The organism is Verrucomicrobiota bacterium, assembly GCA_016200005.1.
GTDB lineage: Bacteria > Verrucomicrobiota > Verrucomicrobiia > Limisphaerales > PALSA-1396 > PALSA-1396.
This window is the reverse complement of record JACQFP010000017.1, coordinates 47,616-63,941: the sequence shown is the minus strand read 5'-3', so window position 1 is coordinate 63,941 and position 16,326 is coordinate 47,616. Positions and strand designations below refer to the sequence as shown.

Below are 16,326 nucleotides of genomic sequence, written 5' to 3'. Positions count from 1 at the left end.
GGGGAGAAAAACGGTCAAGAACCGCTTGCGAGAGTGCAGGGAAACGGTGTGGCGTTGAGTAACAATAATTTTGCTCAGGCGCAGAACGGCACCAGAAGGCTCCGCCACAGCAACCCAATTCTAAGTCCGACAAATTCCTAGGAAATTAGCACTCCGAGTCGTGACCACCCAAATAAGCACTGGCCGCCTTTGCTTGGGTTTACCCAAGTTCACCACAGTGACATGAACAGGTGTCAACGGCTGTTTGGAAACCGATGGCGTGAGCCGAATACTTAGAAATGCGCGAAAAACTAAGTCGCTCCAGAGGAAGGACTCGGGGATTGCCGGACATCCGTGGCAAACGGCTAATGCCTGTTTTACTCATGGTGAAGGGGGGCGTGCGCTGTCCAAATTTCCCGAGCCAACCAAGTCAGTGGCGGTTACGTTCGGGAACGTAGTGATGGGATGTTGGCTGCCGGGAAACGGAGCGGTCCCGCCATGAAGCGTCTGGCGGAATGGCGGAAAAAGCGGAGAGACCGGCGCCAAGCTTCCAACGGAAGCGCTACGCGACTGCGTGATTCTCAAACCGGAACGAACGCGCGCGGAGCAGAGTGAACGCACGGGCGGCGGGGTGCGATCACGGTGCGGAGCGCGCGCTGGTTCCGGTGGGTTTCCGGCGATGCCGGAACGGTGAAGTCAGCGCCAGACAAAATGACCAATCAAAAGGCCGATGCCGCACGCGGCCAGTAACAACAATCCTGTGAAAACCAATTGCTGAATGTCCCAGTATTGGTTCATCGCCCCCAAGGCAGTGTCGAGTTTGCGGCGTTCCGTCTCGAACTGCTGATGCGCCCGATGCCATTCTTCCGCACCAGTCCGCAAGTCGCCTTCCATCAATTTTGCCACGGCTCTGACTTCGGCCAGTTGCGAGCGCAATGTTTCCACGGACTCGCCAGCCTGCCGTGCTTGCGCGGTCTGAGATTTTTCCAAGGCTTGCAACTTCGCTTCGGTCGCTTCCTCGAAGCTTTTCACGAGACCAATGATGTGTTGCCGATGCTCGCTGAATGTCCGCTCCAAGATTTCCCGTGACTGGTCAACTGACCGGGGCACGCTGGCAGCCGCCCGCCATTGCGCCCTTGTGAGCAGGGCGAGATGAACGGGGAACGAGCGTTCATCGCCATCGCACCATTCGGCCAGCAGTTTCGACAAGAGCCGGGTTTCTTCCGCGCTTGCTCCCTCGCACAGAATATCAAATTCAGTCCGGTCCATACGTCATTCCTCGAAGTTGAGTTGTGGTTGCGGCTCTGCTTTTGGACTTTCGTTCGCTCTCGCAACAGGCTTTTCCCGCGAAGCTAATTCGGTCGGCAGCAACAGATCGGCAATCGCGTCATACTGCCGAAACATTCGCTGCATCGCCCATTGGATTTCTCCTGCCAGCAGGCGTTCCAAGTATTTCGCGTCCGGGTCGGATAGCTCGGCAAAACTCAAGCCACGTTTGACCACTGATTCAGCCTTTTCCGCCGCGAGCAAAGTTGTTGGAGTGATGGTCGGCAACGTGATGGCCTTCGCCCCATACTCAATCAGTTGGCTTTCCAGTTGCGAGCCTTTGAACAAATCGCCGCGCGCCTTGGCCGGATTGTGAACGATCACGTAATCCACGCGGTCGCCGGCGTAGAGAAAGAGTCGCCCAGCGTTGGTCATGCTCTCGGTATCGTCAGTGGGAAACAGAAAGAACGTCAGCCGCACACCATGGTCGGCACAAATGTCGAGGACTTGCAGTTCGTCCATCGCGCCGAGGATGAGCGCATCGGCCTGGGCACGGGTGTCAATGACGTGGACGGGCGCAGCGTCTTTGAGCACCCGTCGAAACAGTTTAAGCAACGCTGTCTTGCTCTCGTGCTCATTGCCGAGTTGATACGACTGAACTGCGCCGGGATGCCGACTGGCAAACGTGTGGTGGCGGTCGTCGAGGTCTGAGCCGTTCCACGGGATGCCGAGCCGGTCGAGCCAGGCGGTGCGGAATTCGGCTTCAAAACTTTTGCCGAGATTGCCTTTGGATTGAGGGTTCAAGTGGATGCGTCGAGTGATGTTCATACTTTGGTGGGATCGTTGAGTTTAATGTCGCTGGGATTCGGTCGCCGGAATGCGCGCTCTGCCGGAGTGGAGGCGGTCACAATTCTTCGCGGTGGTTCGTTCGCTGAACCGGACGAATTGGTTGGTGCGGCATTGTCCGTCTCGCGTTCCCAATGCGGCCGGTTCTGGCGCTGGGTGTAACGACGCCAGAACTGATGGACACCCTGGGCACTGATGACACAACCCTTCTCTGCGCGGAGCAGCTCGGCGATTTCCTTCCACGTCCTGCGTCGCTGACGCTGTTCACGGATGAAATCCACGAACGGTTCGAGCCGACTATGAAAGGCTCGTCCGCCTCCGGATCGTTTTCGCTTCACCGGCAGGGCGTCATTCACGGTTTCCGAATTCATCAACCAACAGCGTATGACGCACGGCGCTCTCCGCGTTAGCGAGTAGTGGGCGGGTTAAACAGAATTGCGGGAGAGTTAAGGCCAGCGGCCAGGCTGCCTTGTTGAAAGGCATTGAAGCGCGTTGAATCGCGCCATTGAAATCTGTTGAGTGACGTTGAATCTGTCAACGCCCTTCAACGCTTTTCAACACGATGTTTCGTGTGCCCGGCGCGTAGCCAAAAATCCTACGTTTTCGCGTAGGGGTGAGGCGTCACACCTTTAAGCATCCACATAGGATGCAAAACCATTGGCTCAAAATTGAGCCGCAAGCGTTTTGAGCGGATGTGGTTTCGTGAGGATTTGGCAGTGATGGGTACGTGGCGGACTCGCGTCTCTGAGCACTGAACTGATGTTCCAGAAAACGGAGCGGAACCAAATTGAAAACGTGTGGAGTGTGGAGCGGCGTTTCTGGAACATCAGTTGAGTGCCTCACCGTATAGGTGTTGGGGCGGCGCTTTGTCTGTCCGGTTTTCGAGGCACGCAGAAAAGCGTTGGCAGAGTTCTTCGGGAACACCCTCCATTTGAAAATCGCCGCGCGGCAGGTTGCGAATTCGATAGCCGAAACTCCGCAACTCACGGGCGAATTCGTGATAGTAGGCGTTCTCGGCAAACTTTCTGGCGCGCAACAGTTCGTAGTTTTGCAGCGCCTTCCAGCGATTCTCAACCGCGTCAAAAGTGGCGTTGAATACGATGCAGTGCGTGTGCAAATGCGGATCGAGCGCGCGCGACGTATCGTGCGTGAACAAGGCGGCGGCGAAGTTGCCCGTGAGCCGGTCGCTCTGTGCTCCACCGACGCGGATGCGAGTCGCTGCAAACGACTCAAATTCTTTCAATGCCGTCCGCACGGCTCGCGCATGGGCTTCAAGAATCCGTTCGTCGTTGCCCAGGAATCCCGCGATGGAAACCGACTTCGGCGGAGAGAAAGTGAAGTCGAAGAATATCCGGCGATTGGCCGCGTTCTCGCCACCTTCCATCCGCGTCGTATTCAACCGTTGAGTCAGCGTCTCGCCGGAAGACGGATGCTCGTTCTCGCACAGCCGGAGAAAATCATCCGCGCGGATTCTGCCGGCTAAACCGAGACGTTGCGCACCGAGGCCAAACCATTCACCGGACACCCGCTGGCCTTCATCGTAGTAATCCCCGACGCAGAGATGTTCTTCAAAGTATTCCCGCGCGTTTGCCAGGTTGTATTGCGTCTTGGCCGTGACCACGCAACGGACACTACACGGACTGTTCTCGCATTTAGTGTAGCTGATACATCTTCGCACGCGCGACTCATGCTGCGCAGTCGCCAAGCCCACAACCTTACAGCAGAAGATTAACGCTTACAATGTCGTCATCCAGAAGCCGCGCGAGGCCTGCGCTGCAAACAAAACTGCCACCGAGCAATTGACCTTCAACTCTAGGTGAGTGCCCCCGACGTTTTCGCAGCCATCACCTTCATCACCTTTTTGACGGCGGCATTGACGTTGCCCAAGCAGCATGAGCCTTGGGGATTGCGGATTTCACACGCGCAATTCCCTGCTTTGATTTCGGCGGTGATGCGTTGAGCGATAGTGCATTTGCCCGTATCGCGAATTTCCCCGACCGCCATCGCTTCGGTGAAGCCGAAGCAGTAGCAGATGGGCACGGGGTCTTCGGTTTCCTTGAGTCCCACCCGCACGCGCACATCGGGCTTGCGTAAACAGTCGCCATCAGGATGGAAATAAACCACGTCGCAATCCGCCGAGCGGCAGAAGAAAAAGCCCGGTTTGTTGACGAGTTCCAAATACCATGGCTGCACCATTTGTTTCAGCGTTTTGGTCTCGACGGACTTGCCGGTCTGACCACATTCCGGGCAGTTGTTCGTTCCAGCCTTTGCAGGAGGTTTGATTCAGCAGCAGTCTGACATAAGGTCAAGAAAACCGTTTGCACAATCCTGGCGATGGTTGCTTGGGAAGCGTAGGACGCTGTGCCGGCGTGACTTTGCTGGCGCTTCCTTCGATGAGGTCACAAAACTCGGCGGGGCATTTGCGTCGGCGGGCCGCGCTTTGTTTCCAGGCGGCCAGCGCGTGCTTGAGCCGGTCATGAAATTCCTGCAACTCCCGCAGCTTCTGTCCGGTTTCAGACAGGGTGGCTTCGGCGATGCCGATGACACAGCGGCACGTCTCTGTGCCTTGTCCGCGCAGGCTGAGGATGCGCTTGATTTCGTCTAGCGAGAATCCGAGCGACTGCGCCTGCTTGATAAAGAGCAATCGTTTGAGCGCCGTCTTGTCGTAAACCCGGTAAGCCGCCGCAGTGCGTTCGGTGCGCGGGAGCAGACCGGACTTTTCGTAAAAGCGAACGGTGTCCGTCTTTACGGCCGCAGCCTTTGCGAGTTGGCCAATGAGATAGCTCGGCGGTTTCGTTTGCATTAGAGTCTGTCTGAGAAAGCGATTTGTTGTGATTTGAGTTTTTGGTTTGAGCGACAGCGGATGAAAAAAGTTGTGTGAAATTGCAGGGATGACTTGACATGGGCCGTGCGGATGTGCGGCTCATTTTCGCGGTAGCGCCATTGGGGCGATGAAAATCGCCTCCTACCAAACCGACCTCACCGACGCCCAATGGGAACTCCTGGAAATCCTCCTGCCCGCCGCAAAAAAGCGTGGCCGGCCCCGCACCTCGTTGCGGGCCGTTTGCGACGCCATCTGCTACCTCGCCAAGGCAGGTTGTCCGTGGCGGCTGCTCCCGCAAACCTTTCCACCGTGGAAAACGGTCTATCATTACTTCCATCAGTGGAGTCGCAATGGACTGTTGGGCAAACTCAACACCCAACTCCGCGCCTGGGCGCGCAAGGCCGAGGACAAACGCGCCCGCCCCACCGCCGCCGTGCTCGACAGCCAGACCGTACGCTCCAACCCGCACGGTGGCACGGTCGGCTACGACGCGGGCAAAAAGACCAAGGGCCGCAAACGATTCCTGTTGGTGGACACGCTGGGACTGGTGCTGGGCGCGGCCGTGCAACCGGCGAACACGCCGGAACGCGCCGGAGCGATGGCACTGCTCGAACCCGTACTGCCACACTTCACCTGGCTGCGCAAACTCTGGGTGGATGGCGGCTACACCGGAGCAGACTTCGCCGCCTGGGTCAAAACCCAGCGACCCAAACTCGAAGTCGAAGTCATCAAACGCAGCGACGACGTGAGCGGGTTCAAGGTGTTGCCCAAACGCTGGGTGGTCGAACGCACCTTCGGCTGGCTGATGCAGCACCGGCGACTGGTGCGCGACTACGAACAATCCGAAGCCAGCGCCACCGGCTGGATTTTCGTCGCCATGATCCGCGTCATGCTCCGCAGACTCGCTTGATTCCATGCGCTTCATCATTTTTCAGACAGGCTCTTAGACCTCAACGGCCGTGAACCCGGCTCGTTCCACAGCCTTCTGAAGGGCTTCTTCCTCTATTTTCGCAGGTTCGTATTCCACGTAAATGTGTTTTTGCGGAACTTTCGCTTTGACCCACGCAGGCCGTCGCGACGATGGCAATAACTCCATTCAACTTGGGCAAAACTTTTCAAATTCAACTCGCGTTAAAATTTTCGGCGAACTCGGTCAAATCTTTTTAACCGAAACCGCGCGCCCGCTCAAATCAAAGTTCTGGTCTCGCTTCGTTCAAAACGCCCAAACCGCACCGCCAGCGTTGGCAGGACGAGCAGATTCAGCACAGTGGAAGTGACGAGGCCCGCGAGAATGACAATGGCCATTGGCGATTCGATTTCCTGGCCGGGTTCGCCCCAACTGGCGGCAATCGGTGCGAGGCCGAGCGCGGTCACGAGCGCGGTCATCACAATGGGGACGAAGCGTTCCGCTGCACCGCGCAAGGCGGTGTCGAGATTCCACGTACAGCCTTCCTGCATGACGAGATGCTCGAAGTGCGAGACGAGCATGATCGAGTTGCGCGTGCTGATGCCGAACAATGTCACGAGTCCGACCAGCGATCCGACCGTGAGCCAGCCGCCGGTGAAGAAAATCGCCAGCACTCCGCCGACGAGCGCGAACGGCAGATTCGCCAGCACGAGGAACAGGTTGCGCGGGTTGTGAAACGCAATGCCCAAGAGCAGCACGACCCCGACGCCGGCAGCAGCGAGTAAACCAAGATGTCGCGTTGCGCCGCTGCTTTGGCTTCGGCCACGCCGGTGAATTCGGCATAGACGCTTTTCGGCAACGCGGCGGCAACTTTGTCGCGCACTTCGGCGACGAATGAGTCCACGTCGCGTCCGCGCACGTTGCAAGTCACGCCTTGCCGACGCCGCGCGCCTTCGTGCGTGATGAGGTAACGGCCCGTGCCCATGTAAATGTCGGCGACGGCGGTGGCGGGCACGAGCGCACCGTCGGCGTTGCGGAGCAGCAGCGCACCGACATTTTCCGGTCGCTTGCGGAATTTCGCGTCGAGAAGCACGGTGACATCAAAGCTGCGATTGCCTTCGTAAGTCTGGCCGACGACTGTGCCCTGATAGGCCGTTTCAATCGCGTTGAGCACAGTCACGGGCGCAAACCCAAACTCGCGCAATTTGTCTGGCCGAAGCTTGATGACTTGTTGTGGCGCGCCGGGCGGTGATTCGACCTGCACATCCGCCGCGCCTTCAACGCCGCCGACGATGCGGGCGACTTGCTGCGCCGTGGCGTCAAGTTGATCGAGGTCTTCACCGAAAAGTTTGATGACGACTTCGGCGGTTGTGCCGGAAATCGTTTCTTCGATGCGCTCGGTGAGGAACGGTTTTATGGCGAAATAGACGCCGGGGAATTTCAGGAGCGCATCACGAATCTCCGACTGCACGAACTCGCCTTCCTCGCCGGAGAGCGGCTTCAAGTCCACATTGAACTCGCTGTAGTGCGATCCCCAGGTGTCGTCCGCGAGTTCCGCGCGGCCCACGCGCTGCGCCACAGAGCGGATGTGCGGGTTCTTGAGCAGTTCCGCTGTGACCGCCGCGCCGAGGCGCAGCGATTCCGGCAACGACGTTCCCGGCACGGCGCTCATGTGGACGATGAAATGGCCCTCGCGCAGTTCTGGCAGAAACGCACCGCCGAAGAACGGCAGCGCTGCCACGGCCAGCAGACTCATCACTGTGACCCCCGCGATGACGCGACGTGGGTAAGCCATGATGCGCGCGACCAGATTGCGATAACCGCTTTTGAGCTTGAGCATGTAGCCCGGCTCGCCGCGACTCGGCAGCTTCTTGTGGAAGAAAGCGAAGGCCATCGCGGGCGTCAGGGTGAGCGCGACGACCAGCGAAATCATGATGGCCAGAATGTAAGCGAGGCCCAGGGGCGAAAAGAGTTTGCCCTGGATGCCGCCCATCGCGAGCACCGGCACGAACACCAGCGCGACGATAAACGTGGCGTAAACGACGGCGGTGCGGACTTCGAGGGACGCATCGAGCACGACTTGAAATACTGGCTTGGGCGCGGCACTCGCGGCGTTTTCGCGCAGGCGGCGCAGGATGTTTTCCACATCAATGATGGCGTCGTCCACAACCTCGCCGATGGCAATGGCCAGCCCGCCGAGTGTGAGCGTGTTCAGCGAGATGCCGAGCTTGTCGAGGACGATGACCGCGCCAAGCAACGATAGCGGAATTGCTGTGAACGAAATTGCCGCCGTGCGGAAGTTGGCGAGAAACAGAAACAGCACCACGGCCACAAGCACGCCGCCGAGCAGGAGCGAGAAGCGCACATTGCGGATGGCCGTCTCAATGAAGTTCGCGGGGCGGAACAGCCGTTCGTGCAAGGTGATTTTCTGCGCGGCCATCGCGGGTTTGAGTTCGTCCAGCGCACGTTCGAGTTGTTTTGTCACTTCCATCGTGTTCGCACCGAGTTGGCTGGACACCACGAGTTGAATGCCAGGCTTGCCCATGATGGACGCCGCGCCGATGGGCGGTTCTGGCCCTTCTGTCACCGTCGCCACGTCCTTGAACCGCAAGCTGCGCCCCGCGTGATGCGCGAAGACGACTTCGCCGAGTTGTTGCGCCGTCAGGAGCGCGCCCTCACTGCGCAGTGTGATGCGCTGGTTCTCGTCTTCCACAAAGCCCGCGCCGCGTTTGCCCGTCGCGTTCCGGGCCGCGCTCACGATGTCGTCAAGCGAGAGATTGAACGCGCGCAGACGCTCGGGGTTCACCTGGATTTGCAATTGCCGCACTTCGCCGCCGAACACGGACACCTTCGCCACGCCCGGCACGCCGAGCAGGCGCGGCTGCAACACCGCGTCGGCGAACGTGCGAAGCTCCATCAGCGAACGGTTGGTTGAAGTCAGACCGAACGCCAGCACCATGCTCGTCGAGGAAGTCAGCGGGGACATGCGGGGCGGCGGCAGGCCGGACGGGAGTTTGCCGCTGATTTCGGCGAGGCGTTCGGCGACGAGTTGCCGCGCCCGGTAAATGTCCGTGCCGTCGCGGAAAATGGCGGTGACGACCGAGAGACCCTGGATGGATTGCGAGCGTAGCGCGTCGAGATCGCCGACGCCGTTGATGGCGTTCTCAACCGGGCGCGTGACGAGCTGCTCGACTTCTTCAGCGGAGAGACCGGGCGCTTCGGCTTGAATGACGACCTGCGGCGGCAGGAAATCCGGGAACACGTCGAGCTTGGCGCGCGTCGTCACGTAAAGCCCGTAGGCCACAAGCGCGCACGCCAGCGCAATGACGACGCCGCGAAACCGGAGAGAGAAGCGAACGATGGCGTTGAGCATGAGTGAATCCAGGGATTGGCTATGGAAGATGAAACAAATGCGGCCACCACGGCTCGACGCGCAAATGGGCGATGAGCTCGCCAAGAAACGGAAGCCAAATCCAGACCAGAACCCGTTTGAGTTCCATACGCAGTCCTTTGACTTTCACCTCAACAGTTTCGGGTGTATGAAACAGGGAGAAGCGCGGCCAGTAGCGAGGCACATTTTTGCAATACTCGTCGTAGGCTGGCCCAAGCGTTTCGCGCAGTTGTCTTTCTTCGGCGGGAACGGTGGCCCAGACGTAGGCGGCCATTGCGAATCCCAACGCGGCAGCGAATATCAGGCTCTTGAGAAATAGCCCGGCTGAAACCGCGACCAAAAAAGAACCCACATACAACGGATTCCGGCAAATCGAATACGGGCCTTCGCTGACCAAGGTGTGGAGTTTGCGCGCTCCGACATACAGCGTGCCCCAAATCCTGAAAAACAATCCTAGAATGAACACGCCCCAAGCCAACAGGTCCACGGCAGGGTCTAACCATGTGCTCTCAGCAATCACCGGGGTTGAGATGACGGTAACGACGGTCGCCGGACCGAGCAACGCGACTCCAATGGCTCCCCGGTTGCGAAAACCCAATCCTGTCTTTGTTGCCGATTTCATTACTGTTTCTCCGCTTCGTCGCCCACGCTGATTTGCGATTTGAATTCTTCGGAAAGCAACGTCTGCGCGCCGGTCACGACGACTTGCTCGCCGGGTTTGAAGTTCTTGGTCACGAACCAGCCGTCCGGCATCGGCGCGCTGGTGGAAACTTCGCGGCGCGTGAATTCATTCTCTGCCGTTTGCACGTAAGCCCACGCCAGTCCCGCCGCGCGGACCACCGCGCGCGAAGGCAACATCACGCCGCTCGCCTCGTCGCCGGGCAACTTGAAGAACGCGGTCGCCACTGCGCCGGGACGCAGACGCGGGCCGGGCTGTTCCACGACGAGCAGGGAAGCTTGACCGCGCGTCTTCTCGTCCACGGTGGGAGCGGAGTAAACCGAGCGAACGGTGATGGACTGGTCTTCATCGCCCTGCAACGTGACGCGACCGCCGGTTGGCGAAACCAACTTGTCGCCGGGAGGAACTTCGACACGAATGAGCGCGAGTTCGCGGTTCACGAGTTTCGTCACGAACTGGTCGCGTTCGGCTGAATTCATCTTCGCGGCGGCGTCTCCCGTGGCGAGCGTCCAGCGTTGCTGGGCGTTGAGCAGCCGGGCGGAATCGGTGCGTTGCTGCGCCTCCGCGGCATCAAGCGCGCGACGCGAGGCGTTCTGGTCGTCCTCGAACAGCGCCTTGGTGCGCTGGTATTGCGCGGTGGAATTGGTCAGCGCGACTTCGGCGGCGACGAGTTCGCCGTGCAGCGCCAGCAGGGGCGCGGGATCAAGCACACTGCCGAACGCCTTTACTTCCGGCGCGTGCGTGGCCGCCGCCAGCGGCGCAACGGCAATCGTGACGCGCTGGCGGGTTTCGGCATCGAGCTTGATGACGGCTTCGCCGCCGGGCGTCCGGCTGGTGCGCGGTGGAGTCTTTACTGGTTTTTCTCGCTCACGCTCGCGCGCCATTTCTTTACGACCTTCGACGAAGGCGAAGGTCAGGCCGCCAACGATGCCAACCACGGCTACGATCCCGATGAGCCACTTGATAGGTTTCTTCATTTCGATTCCTTAGCTTCGCGATGCTGCATGAGTGGAACTGCGGGCAGTGCGGTCGCTGGCGCGAGTGGACGTTGCACTGCGTCTTCAAGCGCACCGAGCGCCGTCTGCGCCCGGCGCAGCGCATTGAGCCGCGCCCGCGCCACGAGGAGTCGTTGCAGTTGCACACTCGCCAGCGCCAGCCGGTCGGCTTCGCCAAGTTCCACGGCGCGTCGCGTGAGCTTCTCCGTGCGGTCTTGAAGTTCGGTCAAAGAAGTTTCGACTTCCTTCAACTCGGCCAGCGCCGCCTGGAATTGAGCGCGGGCCTTGTGAAGCTCACCGATGATTTGCGCCTGCAAGGCGAGAAAATCGGCGGCGGCTTTCTCGCGGCGCGCCGTCGCTTCGGCAATCGGGCCTTGGTTCTGGTTGAGCACCGGCAACTCGACCGACAGGCCGAACGCGAATCTATTCTCGCCCCGGTCAAATGTGTAACCGGGCTGCAAATGCACGTCGGGATATTGCCTGGCGATTTCGAGTTGCAACGCCCGCTCGGTTGCCGCGTAGTCCGCGAGAGCGCCGCGCACGTCAAGGCGATTGAGCAGCCCAGCCGTCTGAACGGTTTCGACAGAGAGAGATTGCTCACCTGGCAACTTCTCCAAGTCGGGCCAGTCGAAGCTCGCGCTCTCAACAGCGGATGGCGTGACGCCGAGCGCCGTGGCAATAGCGACGCGGCTTTCCTGCACGCGCCCCTCCGCCGCCCGCAGGGCCACGCGCGTTTGCACCAGTTGCGTCCGCGCCGCGTCCACTTCCGTGCGCGACACTTCGCCGACGGCAAACCGCCGCTCCATCAATTGAACCACGTTCGAGCGGGCGGTGATTTCGGTGTGCAGCAATTCGATGTCACGTCGCGTCAGCAAGTGTTCCAAGAGCGCCGCGCGAACGGCGCTCCGCACCTTCCAACCCGTCTCGGCGATTTTCAGCCGCGCCGCTTCGGTGAGTTGTTTCGCGTGCGCGATGCGATACCCGCGTTTGCCTGCCGTCTCAATCGGGATGTCGAGATTGAATCCAAGCGTCCACGGCGAGACACCGCCGGGAGAATTGGCGCTGTATTGCGGCGACCATGACAAGGCCGGATTGGGCCGCCCACCCGCCGTGATGACGCCCGCCTCCGCCACGCCGACGTTTGCCCGCGCCACGTCGAGGCTTGGATGAAAGTAAAACGCAACCAGCGTGAGCGTGGACAAATCCCACGACCGGCGCGGCCAATCCTTCGCGGCCTCCGGTGCATTCGTCTCGATGAACGCTCGCAAGCCTCCATCGGTGAGCGTGCGTGATTCGAGATTACTGATGAACTGAGTCGGCGCGAGCGGCTTCGGCTTGTAGTGAACACAGCCAGACGCCAACGCCAACAGGAGCGTCAGTGTGGCAATACTGGTTCGATTTGCGAGTCTGCCCATAGTTCAGCGAAACACTTTCCGCATTAGAAACGACAACCGTTCGATGACTTCCTCGACTTCCTTCCGGCCCTTCGCCGTGGCGCGGTAACATTTGCGGACCTTTCCGTTCACAATGCGATTCGTCACCTTCACATCTTTTTCTTCCAGCAACGCACGCAAGGTGGGATAAAGCGTTCCGGGACTCAGATTGAAACCGAGGCCGCGCATCTCCTGCATGATTTCCAGGCCGTAAACCTCGCCCTTGGATGCCCGCCAGAGCGTGTAGAGCTTCGCAAAACCCCGCATGAAATCGCGGTCAATCATGTCTTCGCATGTTATCGGTTTCCGATACTGACGCGCTGACGATATGAAGGAAGTGAGAAGTTGGTCAAGCCCGCGCTCGCGAAAGATTCAGAACCGCCGCTTCCAATCCATATTTAGTGTGCGGCCCGATGGCCAATCGCAGACCGGCGCGTCCTGCGAGGCGGATGCCCCACAAATTCACTTTCGGGTCGAAAGCAATTGGCGTTGCCCAGCGCCAGGCTTCGTTGGGCCTAGATCGGTCGGCTCGGCGACGAGCGTGACGGTTTCGGAGAGAGTGGGTTCATCAGTCTCGGCCCGCCGGGTTAGGTTGAATCGCACTACCCGAGTCCCGGTCATTTCTTCGACCCGCAATTCCCATGTGCCAAACGTCACGGAGTCGCCGACTCGTGAAAATCGGCCCAAGTGCCGCGTCATCAATCCTGACACAGTGCTTACGTCGCCGGTGGCGTCCAATTGTGTGCCGATCAACTCACCCAATTTGTGCGTGGGCAACGATCCGTTCAGTTCCCAAGTGTCCTCGCCCATTCGTCGGATGAGCGGTTCTTCCTGATCGAATTCATCTTCAATCGGTCCGACCAGTTCCTCCAGAACGTTTTCCAGAGTCACCAGCCCAAGTGTGCCGCCGTATTCGTCCACGACGATCGCGAAGTGCTGTTTGCGTTGAAGAAAGAGGCTCAACAGTTTTTCCAATCGGGCAGTTTCCGGGACGAAGATGATCTTGCGGGCAACCTTGACCAGGTCACGGCCAGATTTGGCCTCGTGCCGCAAGGCGACGATGTCCTTGGAGTTGATTACGCCGAGCGTCTTGTCCAAATCGCCGCCTTCACACAGCGGAAAGCGCGAATAACGTGTTTGCTGAGCCAAGGCCAAACACTCGGCCACGGTGGCTTCTGTATCCAACCCGACAATTTCGTGGCGTGGACGCATCACTTCCCGCGCGTGCCGCAGCCGCAGCCCGAAGGCATTCAGCGCGATGTCCTGTCCCAGTGTCGGGCCGTTGGTGTGGCGTCGCGATTGGCCGATGATCAGGCGGATTTCCTCCTCGGAGTGGACCAACTCAGTTTCGCTGACTGGTTGAAGCCCGCAGCGGCGCAGCAGCCAGAACGCAGCGTGGTTGAGAAGCCAGATGACGGGATAAAAGAGTTTGTAAAACCATTGCAGCGGTGTCGCGACCCACAGGGAGGTCGCTAGTGGCTTTTGAATGGCCAACTATTTGGGCGCGAGTTCCCCCACGACAATGTGCAGGAAGGTGATAATTGTGAAGCCGACCGCGAAGGCAAGCCAGTCCGCTTGCGCCGGATCAACGTTGAAGTATTTCAACACCGGCGCTAACAGGGACGCGAACACCGGTTTGCCCACCCAGCCGAGGCCCAGGCTGGCGAGCGTGATGCCAAGTTGAGTGGAGCTGAGGGCCGCGTCGAGATTTCGCACAATGCGCCGCGCCACCTTCGCCCGACGATGTCCTTTTGACACGAGGGTTTCGAGTTGGGTATCGCGGATTTTGACCAAGGCGAACTCCGCCGCGACGAAAAAGCCATTGAGCAGCACCAACAACGGCACGGCGGCCAGTTGCAAGATCGTCATCGGAATTTCGTTGGTGTTCATGTGTGACCTTTGCCGTCCAGCCGCAGACGAATCTAACTACCGCTGGCGACGCGAAGCTCGCAAACCTTCCCAGGTAATCTGCGTGGTCTGCGGCAATCAGACGCCGTTGCCCACCTTGCGAACCGAGTTCACGCCGCCGAATGGATTGGGCACGGTCTCCGTAACTTGCGGATCGGGCGTCCATTGGCCGTCCACCACCAGGCAATACTCGTAGTCGCCGGGCGGTAAGGCCAAGTCCTTCGCCCAGCGGCCTTCGCCCAGAGCGATCATCGGAGTTGCGCTCGGCTTCCACTCATTAAACGTGCCGGCGATGGCAACTGATTCGGCGGTCGGCGAAGTGAATTCAAAATGAATCCGCTTCGGTCCGGGCTTGTCATCGGTTCTGCCGTTCGTTCCGTTCTTTTTCGTTCCGTTCTTCATGTTTTGACCTTTCTCGTTTGTTTGTTCTTGCCGCGACGATTAACCGGGCCTCAAGCCCGGCCAGCGACCGGCGCACCGCACCAGGGACTGGCCGTTAACGGATGCTGGCGACGGCCCTTGCGCCGGAGTTGTTGACTGCCTTTGCGCTCCACAATTTGCTGGCGCAGGTCTGCGGTGACTTTGAGCCAGGCCGCTTCCGCCGTGTGGTCGTGGGCTTCGGCGTGGATGTCCGGTCCGGGCACGGCCAACGAAACGAACGAGCGGAAAGGCGGGGCTTCGTCCCGCCGATGTTCCAGCACCACCGCAGCGGCCGTGATCGAAATGAGGCTCTGCAATCGTCCGAGGGATTGCTCCAGCCAACGGCGTGAACCGGCGTTGATATTGAGACCGCGAATGTGGAACTGAATTTTCATGGAGTTCGACGTCATCATGCGACCTCCTTTTGCTCAACGGCTCCGCCCCTTCTTTGGAGCAGTTCGCGGGCTTTGTGCAGCCATCGCCGCGCCCATGCAAATTCAACCGCAAGAATCGCCAACCCGAACGGAATCACGATGAACGCCGGGCCGGGCAACACGATGAACGCGACGCCGATAGCCAGCACTGTCCCGCCCACGACGATTACCACAATGCGCTTGATGTGTTTCATAGTTTCGTTCGCTTCGTTAGTCCCCTGTTTCCGGGGACACGTTTTCCATCGCTCCAAACTTCTCGCTCGAACGAGGCTTAGACCAATACGATTTCTCGATTGGACTTTTAGGTTTAAGTGAAAGAACGTGAATGGTGGAATTTCTGAATTATCACCACTTGCGTTACTTCTGGACCGTCGCGAAAGAAGGAGGCCTGACCAAGGCCGCAGCCAAGCTCCACGTCTCGCAACCCACCATCAGCGCGCAGATTCAGGCACTCGAAGGGATGCTCGGTGGAAAATTGTTTCGACGGGCCGGTCGCAATCTTGCCCTCACGGATGCAGGCCAACAGGTATTGAGCTATGCGGAGGAAATTTTTTCACTCGGACAGGACTTGTTGAGCGCGGTTAAACAGCGGCCCACATCGCGCCCGTTGCGGGTGAATCTCGGAGTCGCCGATGCGCTGCCGAAACTGGTTGCTTACCACATCATCGAGCCTGTTTTTCGCCTTCCGCAGCCGGTGCAGGTCTCCTGCTGGGAAACCAGCGTGTCCGACATGCTCGTGGAATTGGCTTCATATCGGCTCGACCTTGTGCTGGCGGACGAACCAGCCTCCAGCGGAGTCACCACGAATGTCTTCAACCATTTTCTGGGCGAATCCGGCGTGACCTTCTGCGCAGTGCCACAACTGGCCGCGAAACTCCGGCGCGGTTTTCCGAAGTCGTTGAATGGAGCGCCCGCACTATTGCCGATGTCGAACACAGGATTGCGGCGTTCGCTGGAAAAGTGGTTTCATGGCGTGGGCGTTCGCCCGCGTCTGGTCGGAGAATTCTACGACCCAGCCTTGGTGAATGTGCTCGCACTACACGGCTTGGGGTTCATGACAGTACCGACGATTGTCGTGAAGGAAATCGTCGCACGCTTCGGTTTTCGCACCATCGGGCGAACGGATGAATGCAAGCAACAATTCTATGCGATCACGCCGGAGCGCAAGCTCACGCATCCGGCAGTGTTGGCAATTACATCACGAGCGAAAATGCCGCTGTCAGGCTGACAGATTGGCTCATTGG

15 protein-coding genes and 2 pseudogenes are annotated in these 16,326 nt (G+C 59.3%); 2 read left to right on the top strand and 15 right to left on the bottom strand.

Going from position 1 to position 16,326, the window contains the following annotated elements:
- Positions 1-675 precede the first annotated feature (675 nt).
- The 6 genes from HY298_05530 to HY298_05505 form a co-directional block, all read right to left on the bottom strand.
- Positions 676-1,248, bottom strand: a complete 573-nt coding sequence (locus tag HY298_05530) for a hypothetical protein (GenBank protein MBI3849737.1) — start codon at positions 1,246-1,248, stop codon at positions 676-678.
- A 3-nt stretch (positions 1,249-1,251) separates the two neighbouring features.
- A complete protein-coding gene (locus HY298_05525) occupies positions 1,252-2,073 on the bottom strand; it encodes a hypothetical protein (protein MBI3849736.1) in 822 nt (273 codons plus the stop codon).
- The gene (locus HY298_05520; GenBank protein MBI3849735.1) at positions 2,070-2,462 is read right to left on the bottom strand and encodes a hypothetical protein; all 393 of its coding nucleotides are present in this window, start codon (positions 2,460-2,462) and stop codon (positions 2,070-2,072) included. The genes HY298_05525 and HY298_05520 overlap by 4 nt, the downstream gene beginning before the upstream one ends.
- Before the next feature lie 455 nt (positions 2,463-2,917).
- Entirely contained in the window at positions 2,918-3,769 is an 852-nt protein-coding gene (locus tag HY298_05515; GenBank protein ID MBI3849734.1) for a relaxase domain-containing protein, read from the bottom strand.
- 134 nt (positions 3,770-3,903) lie between these two features.
- Positions 3,904-4,374, bottom strand: a complete 471-nt coding sequence (locus HY298_05510; GenBank protein MBI3849733.1) for a copper chaperone Copz family protein — start codon at positions 4,372-4,374, stop codon at positions 3,904-3,906.
- A 22-nt stretch (positions 4,375-4,396) separates the two neighbouring features.
- Positions 4,397-4,894, bottom strand: a complete 498-nt coding sequence (locus tag HY298_05505) for a heavy metal-responsive transcriptional regulator (GenBank protein ID MBI3849732.1) — start codon at positions 4,892-4,894, stop codon at positions 4,397-4,399.
- A gap of 148 nt (positions 4,895-5,042) precedes the next feature.
- Between HY298_05505 and HY298_05500 the strand changes: the two genes are divergently transcribed.
- Positions 5,043-5,825, top strand: a complete 783-nt coding sequence (locus HY298_05500; protein ID MBI3849731.1) for an IS5 family transposase — start codon at positions 5,043-5,045, stop codon at positions 5,823-5,825.
- Between the two features lie 275 nt (positions 5,826-6,100).
- Here HY298_05500 and HY298_05495 read toward each other — a convergent pair.
- From HY298_05495 to HY298_05455, 9 genes and pseudogenes are all read right to left on the bottom strand, one after another.
- Positions 6,101-9,195, bottom strand: a pseudogene (locus HY298_05495) (efflux RND transporter permease subunit).
- A gap of 19 nt (positions 9,196-9,214) precedes the next feature.
- On the bottom strand, positions 9,215-9,835 hold the full coding sequence (locus HY298_05490; protein MBI3849730.1) for an isoprenylcysteine carboxylmethyltransferase family protein: 621 nt from the start codon (positions 9,833-9,835) through the stop codon (positions 9,215-9,217).
- Positions 9,835-10,869, bottom strand: coding sequence for a hypothetical protein (locus tag HY298_05485; GenBank protein ID MBI3849729.1), 1,035 nt, complete (start codon positions 10,867-10,869; stop codon positions 9,835-9,837). Before HY298_05485 ends, HY298_05490 begins: the two co-directional genes overlap by 1 nt.
- Positions 10,866-12,302: a TolC family protein gene (locus tag HY298_05480; GenBank protein MBI3849728.1), complete on the bottom strand. Its 1,437-nt coding sequence runs from the start codon at positions 12,300-12,302 to the stop codon at positions 10,866-10,868. Before HY298_05480 ends, HY298_05485 begins: the two co-directional genes overlap by 4 nt.
- Before the next feature lie 3 nt (positions 12,303-12,305).
- Complete coding sequence (locus tag HY298_05475; GenBank protein ID MBI3849727.1) at positions 12,306-12,605, bottom strand: PadR family transcriptional regulator; 300 nt, start codon at positions 12,603-12,605, stop codon at positions 12,306-12,308.
- A 177-nt stretch (positions 12,606-12,782) separates the two neighbouring features.
- Positions 12,783-14,210, bottom strand: a pseudogene (locus tag HY298_05470) (HlyC/CorC family transporter).
- A 96-nt stretch (positions 14,211-14,306) separates the two neighbouring features.
- Positions 14,307-14,630 carry a hypothetical protein gene (locus tag HY298_05465; protein ID MBI3849726.1) on the bottom strand — a complete coding sequence of 108 codons (324 nt, stop codon included), beginning with the start codon at positions 14,628-14,630 and terminating at the stop codon, positions 14,307-14,309.
- A 50-nt stretch (positions 14,631-14,680) separates the two neighbouring features.
- On the bottom strand, positions 14,681-15,043 hold the full coding sequence (locus tag HY298_05460) for an HPF/RaiA family ribosome-associated protein (GenBank protein ID MBI3849725.1): 363 nt from the start codon (positions 15,041-15,043) through the stop codon (positions 14,681-14,683).
- Between the two features lie 14 nt (positions 15,044-15,057).
- Positions 15,058-15,276: a PGPGW domain-containing protein gene (locus tag HY298_05455; GenBank protein ID MBI3849724.1), complete on the bottom strand. Its 219-nt coding sequence runs from the start codon at positions 15,274-15,276 to the stop codon at positions 15,058-15,060.
- Between the two features lie 134 nt (positions 15,277-15,410).
- Here HY298_05455 and HY298_05450 point away from each other — a divergent pair, with 134 nt between their 5' ends.
- On the top strand, positions 15,411-16,310 hold the full coding sequence (locus HY298_05450; GenBank protein ID MBI3849723.1) for a LysR family transcriptional regulator: 900 nt from the start codon (positions 15,411-15,413) through the stop codon (positions 16,308-16,310).
- Positions 16,311-16,326: the final 16 nt, after the last annotated feature.

Coding starts and splice junctions, on each gene's coding strand:
- HY298_05485 (MBI3849729.1), bottom strand. CDS start 10,869: ATGAAGAAACCTATCAAGTGGCTCATCGGGATCGTAGCCGTGGTTGGC.
- HY298_05525 (MBI3849736.1), bottom strand. CDS start 2,073: ATGAACATCACTCGACGCATCCACTTGAACCCTCAATCCAAAGGCAAT.
- HY298_05490 (MBI3849730.1), bottom strand. CDS start 9,835: ATGAAATCGGCAACAAAGACAGGATTGGGTTTTCGCAACCGGGGAGCC.
- HY298_05455 (MBI3849724.1), bottom strand. CDS start 15,276: ATGAAACACATCAAGCGCATTGTGGTAATCGTCGTGGGCGGGACAGTG.
- HY298_05520 (MBI3849735.1), bottom strand. CDS start 2,462: ATGAATTCGGAAACCGTGAATGACGCCCTGCCGGTGAAGCGAAAACGA.
- HY298_05500 (MBI3849731.1), top strand. CDS start 5,043: ATGAAAATCGCCTCCTACCAAACCGACCTCACCGACGCCCAATGGGAA.
- HY298_05465 (MBI3849726.1), bottom strand. CDS start 14,630: ATGAAGAACGGAACGAAAAAGAACGGAACGAACGGCAGAACCGATGAC.
- HY298_05530 (MBI3849737.1), bottom strand. CDS start 1,248: ATGGACCGGACTGAATTTGATATTCTGTGCGAGGGAGCAAGCGCGGAA.
- HY298_05475 (MBI3849727.1), bottom strand. CDS start 12,605: ATGATTGACCGCGATTTCATGCGGGGTTTTGCGAAGCTCTACACGCTC.
- HY298_05505 (MBI3849732.1), bottom strand. CDS start 4,894: ATGCAAACGAAACCGCCGAGCTATCTCATTGGCCAACTCGCAAAGGCT.
- HY298_05460 (MBI3849725.1), bottom strand. CDS start 15,043: ATGAAAATTCAGTTCCACATTCGCGGTCTCAATATCAACGCCGGTTCA.
- HY298_05480 (MBI3849728.1), bottom strand. CDS start 12,302: ATGGGCAGACTCGCAAATCGAACCAGTATTGCCACACTGACGCTCCTG.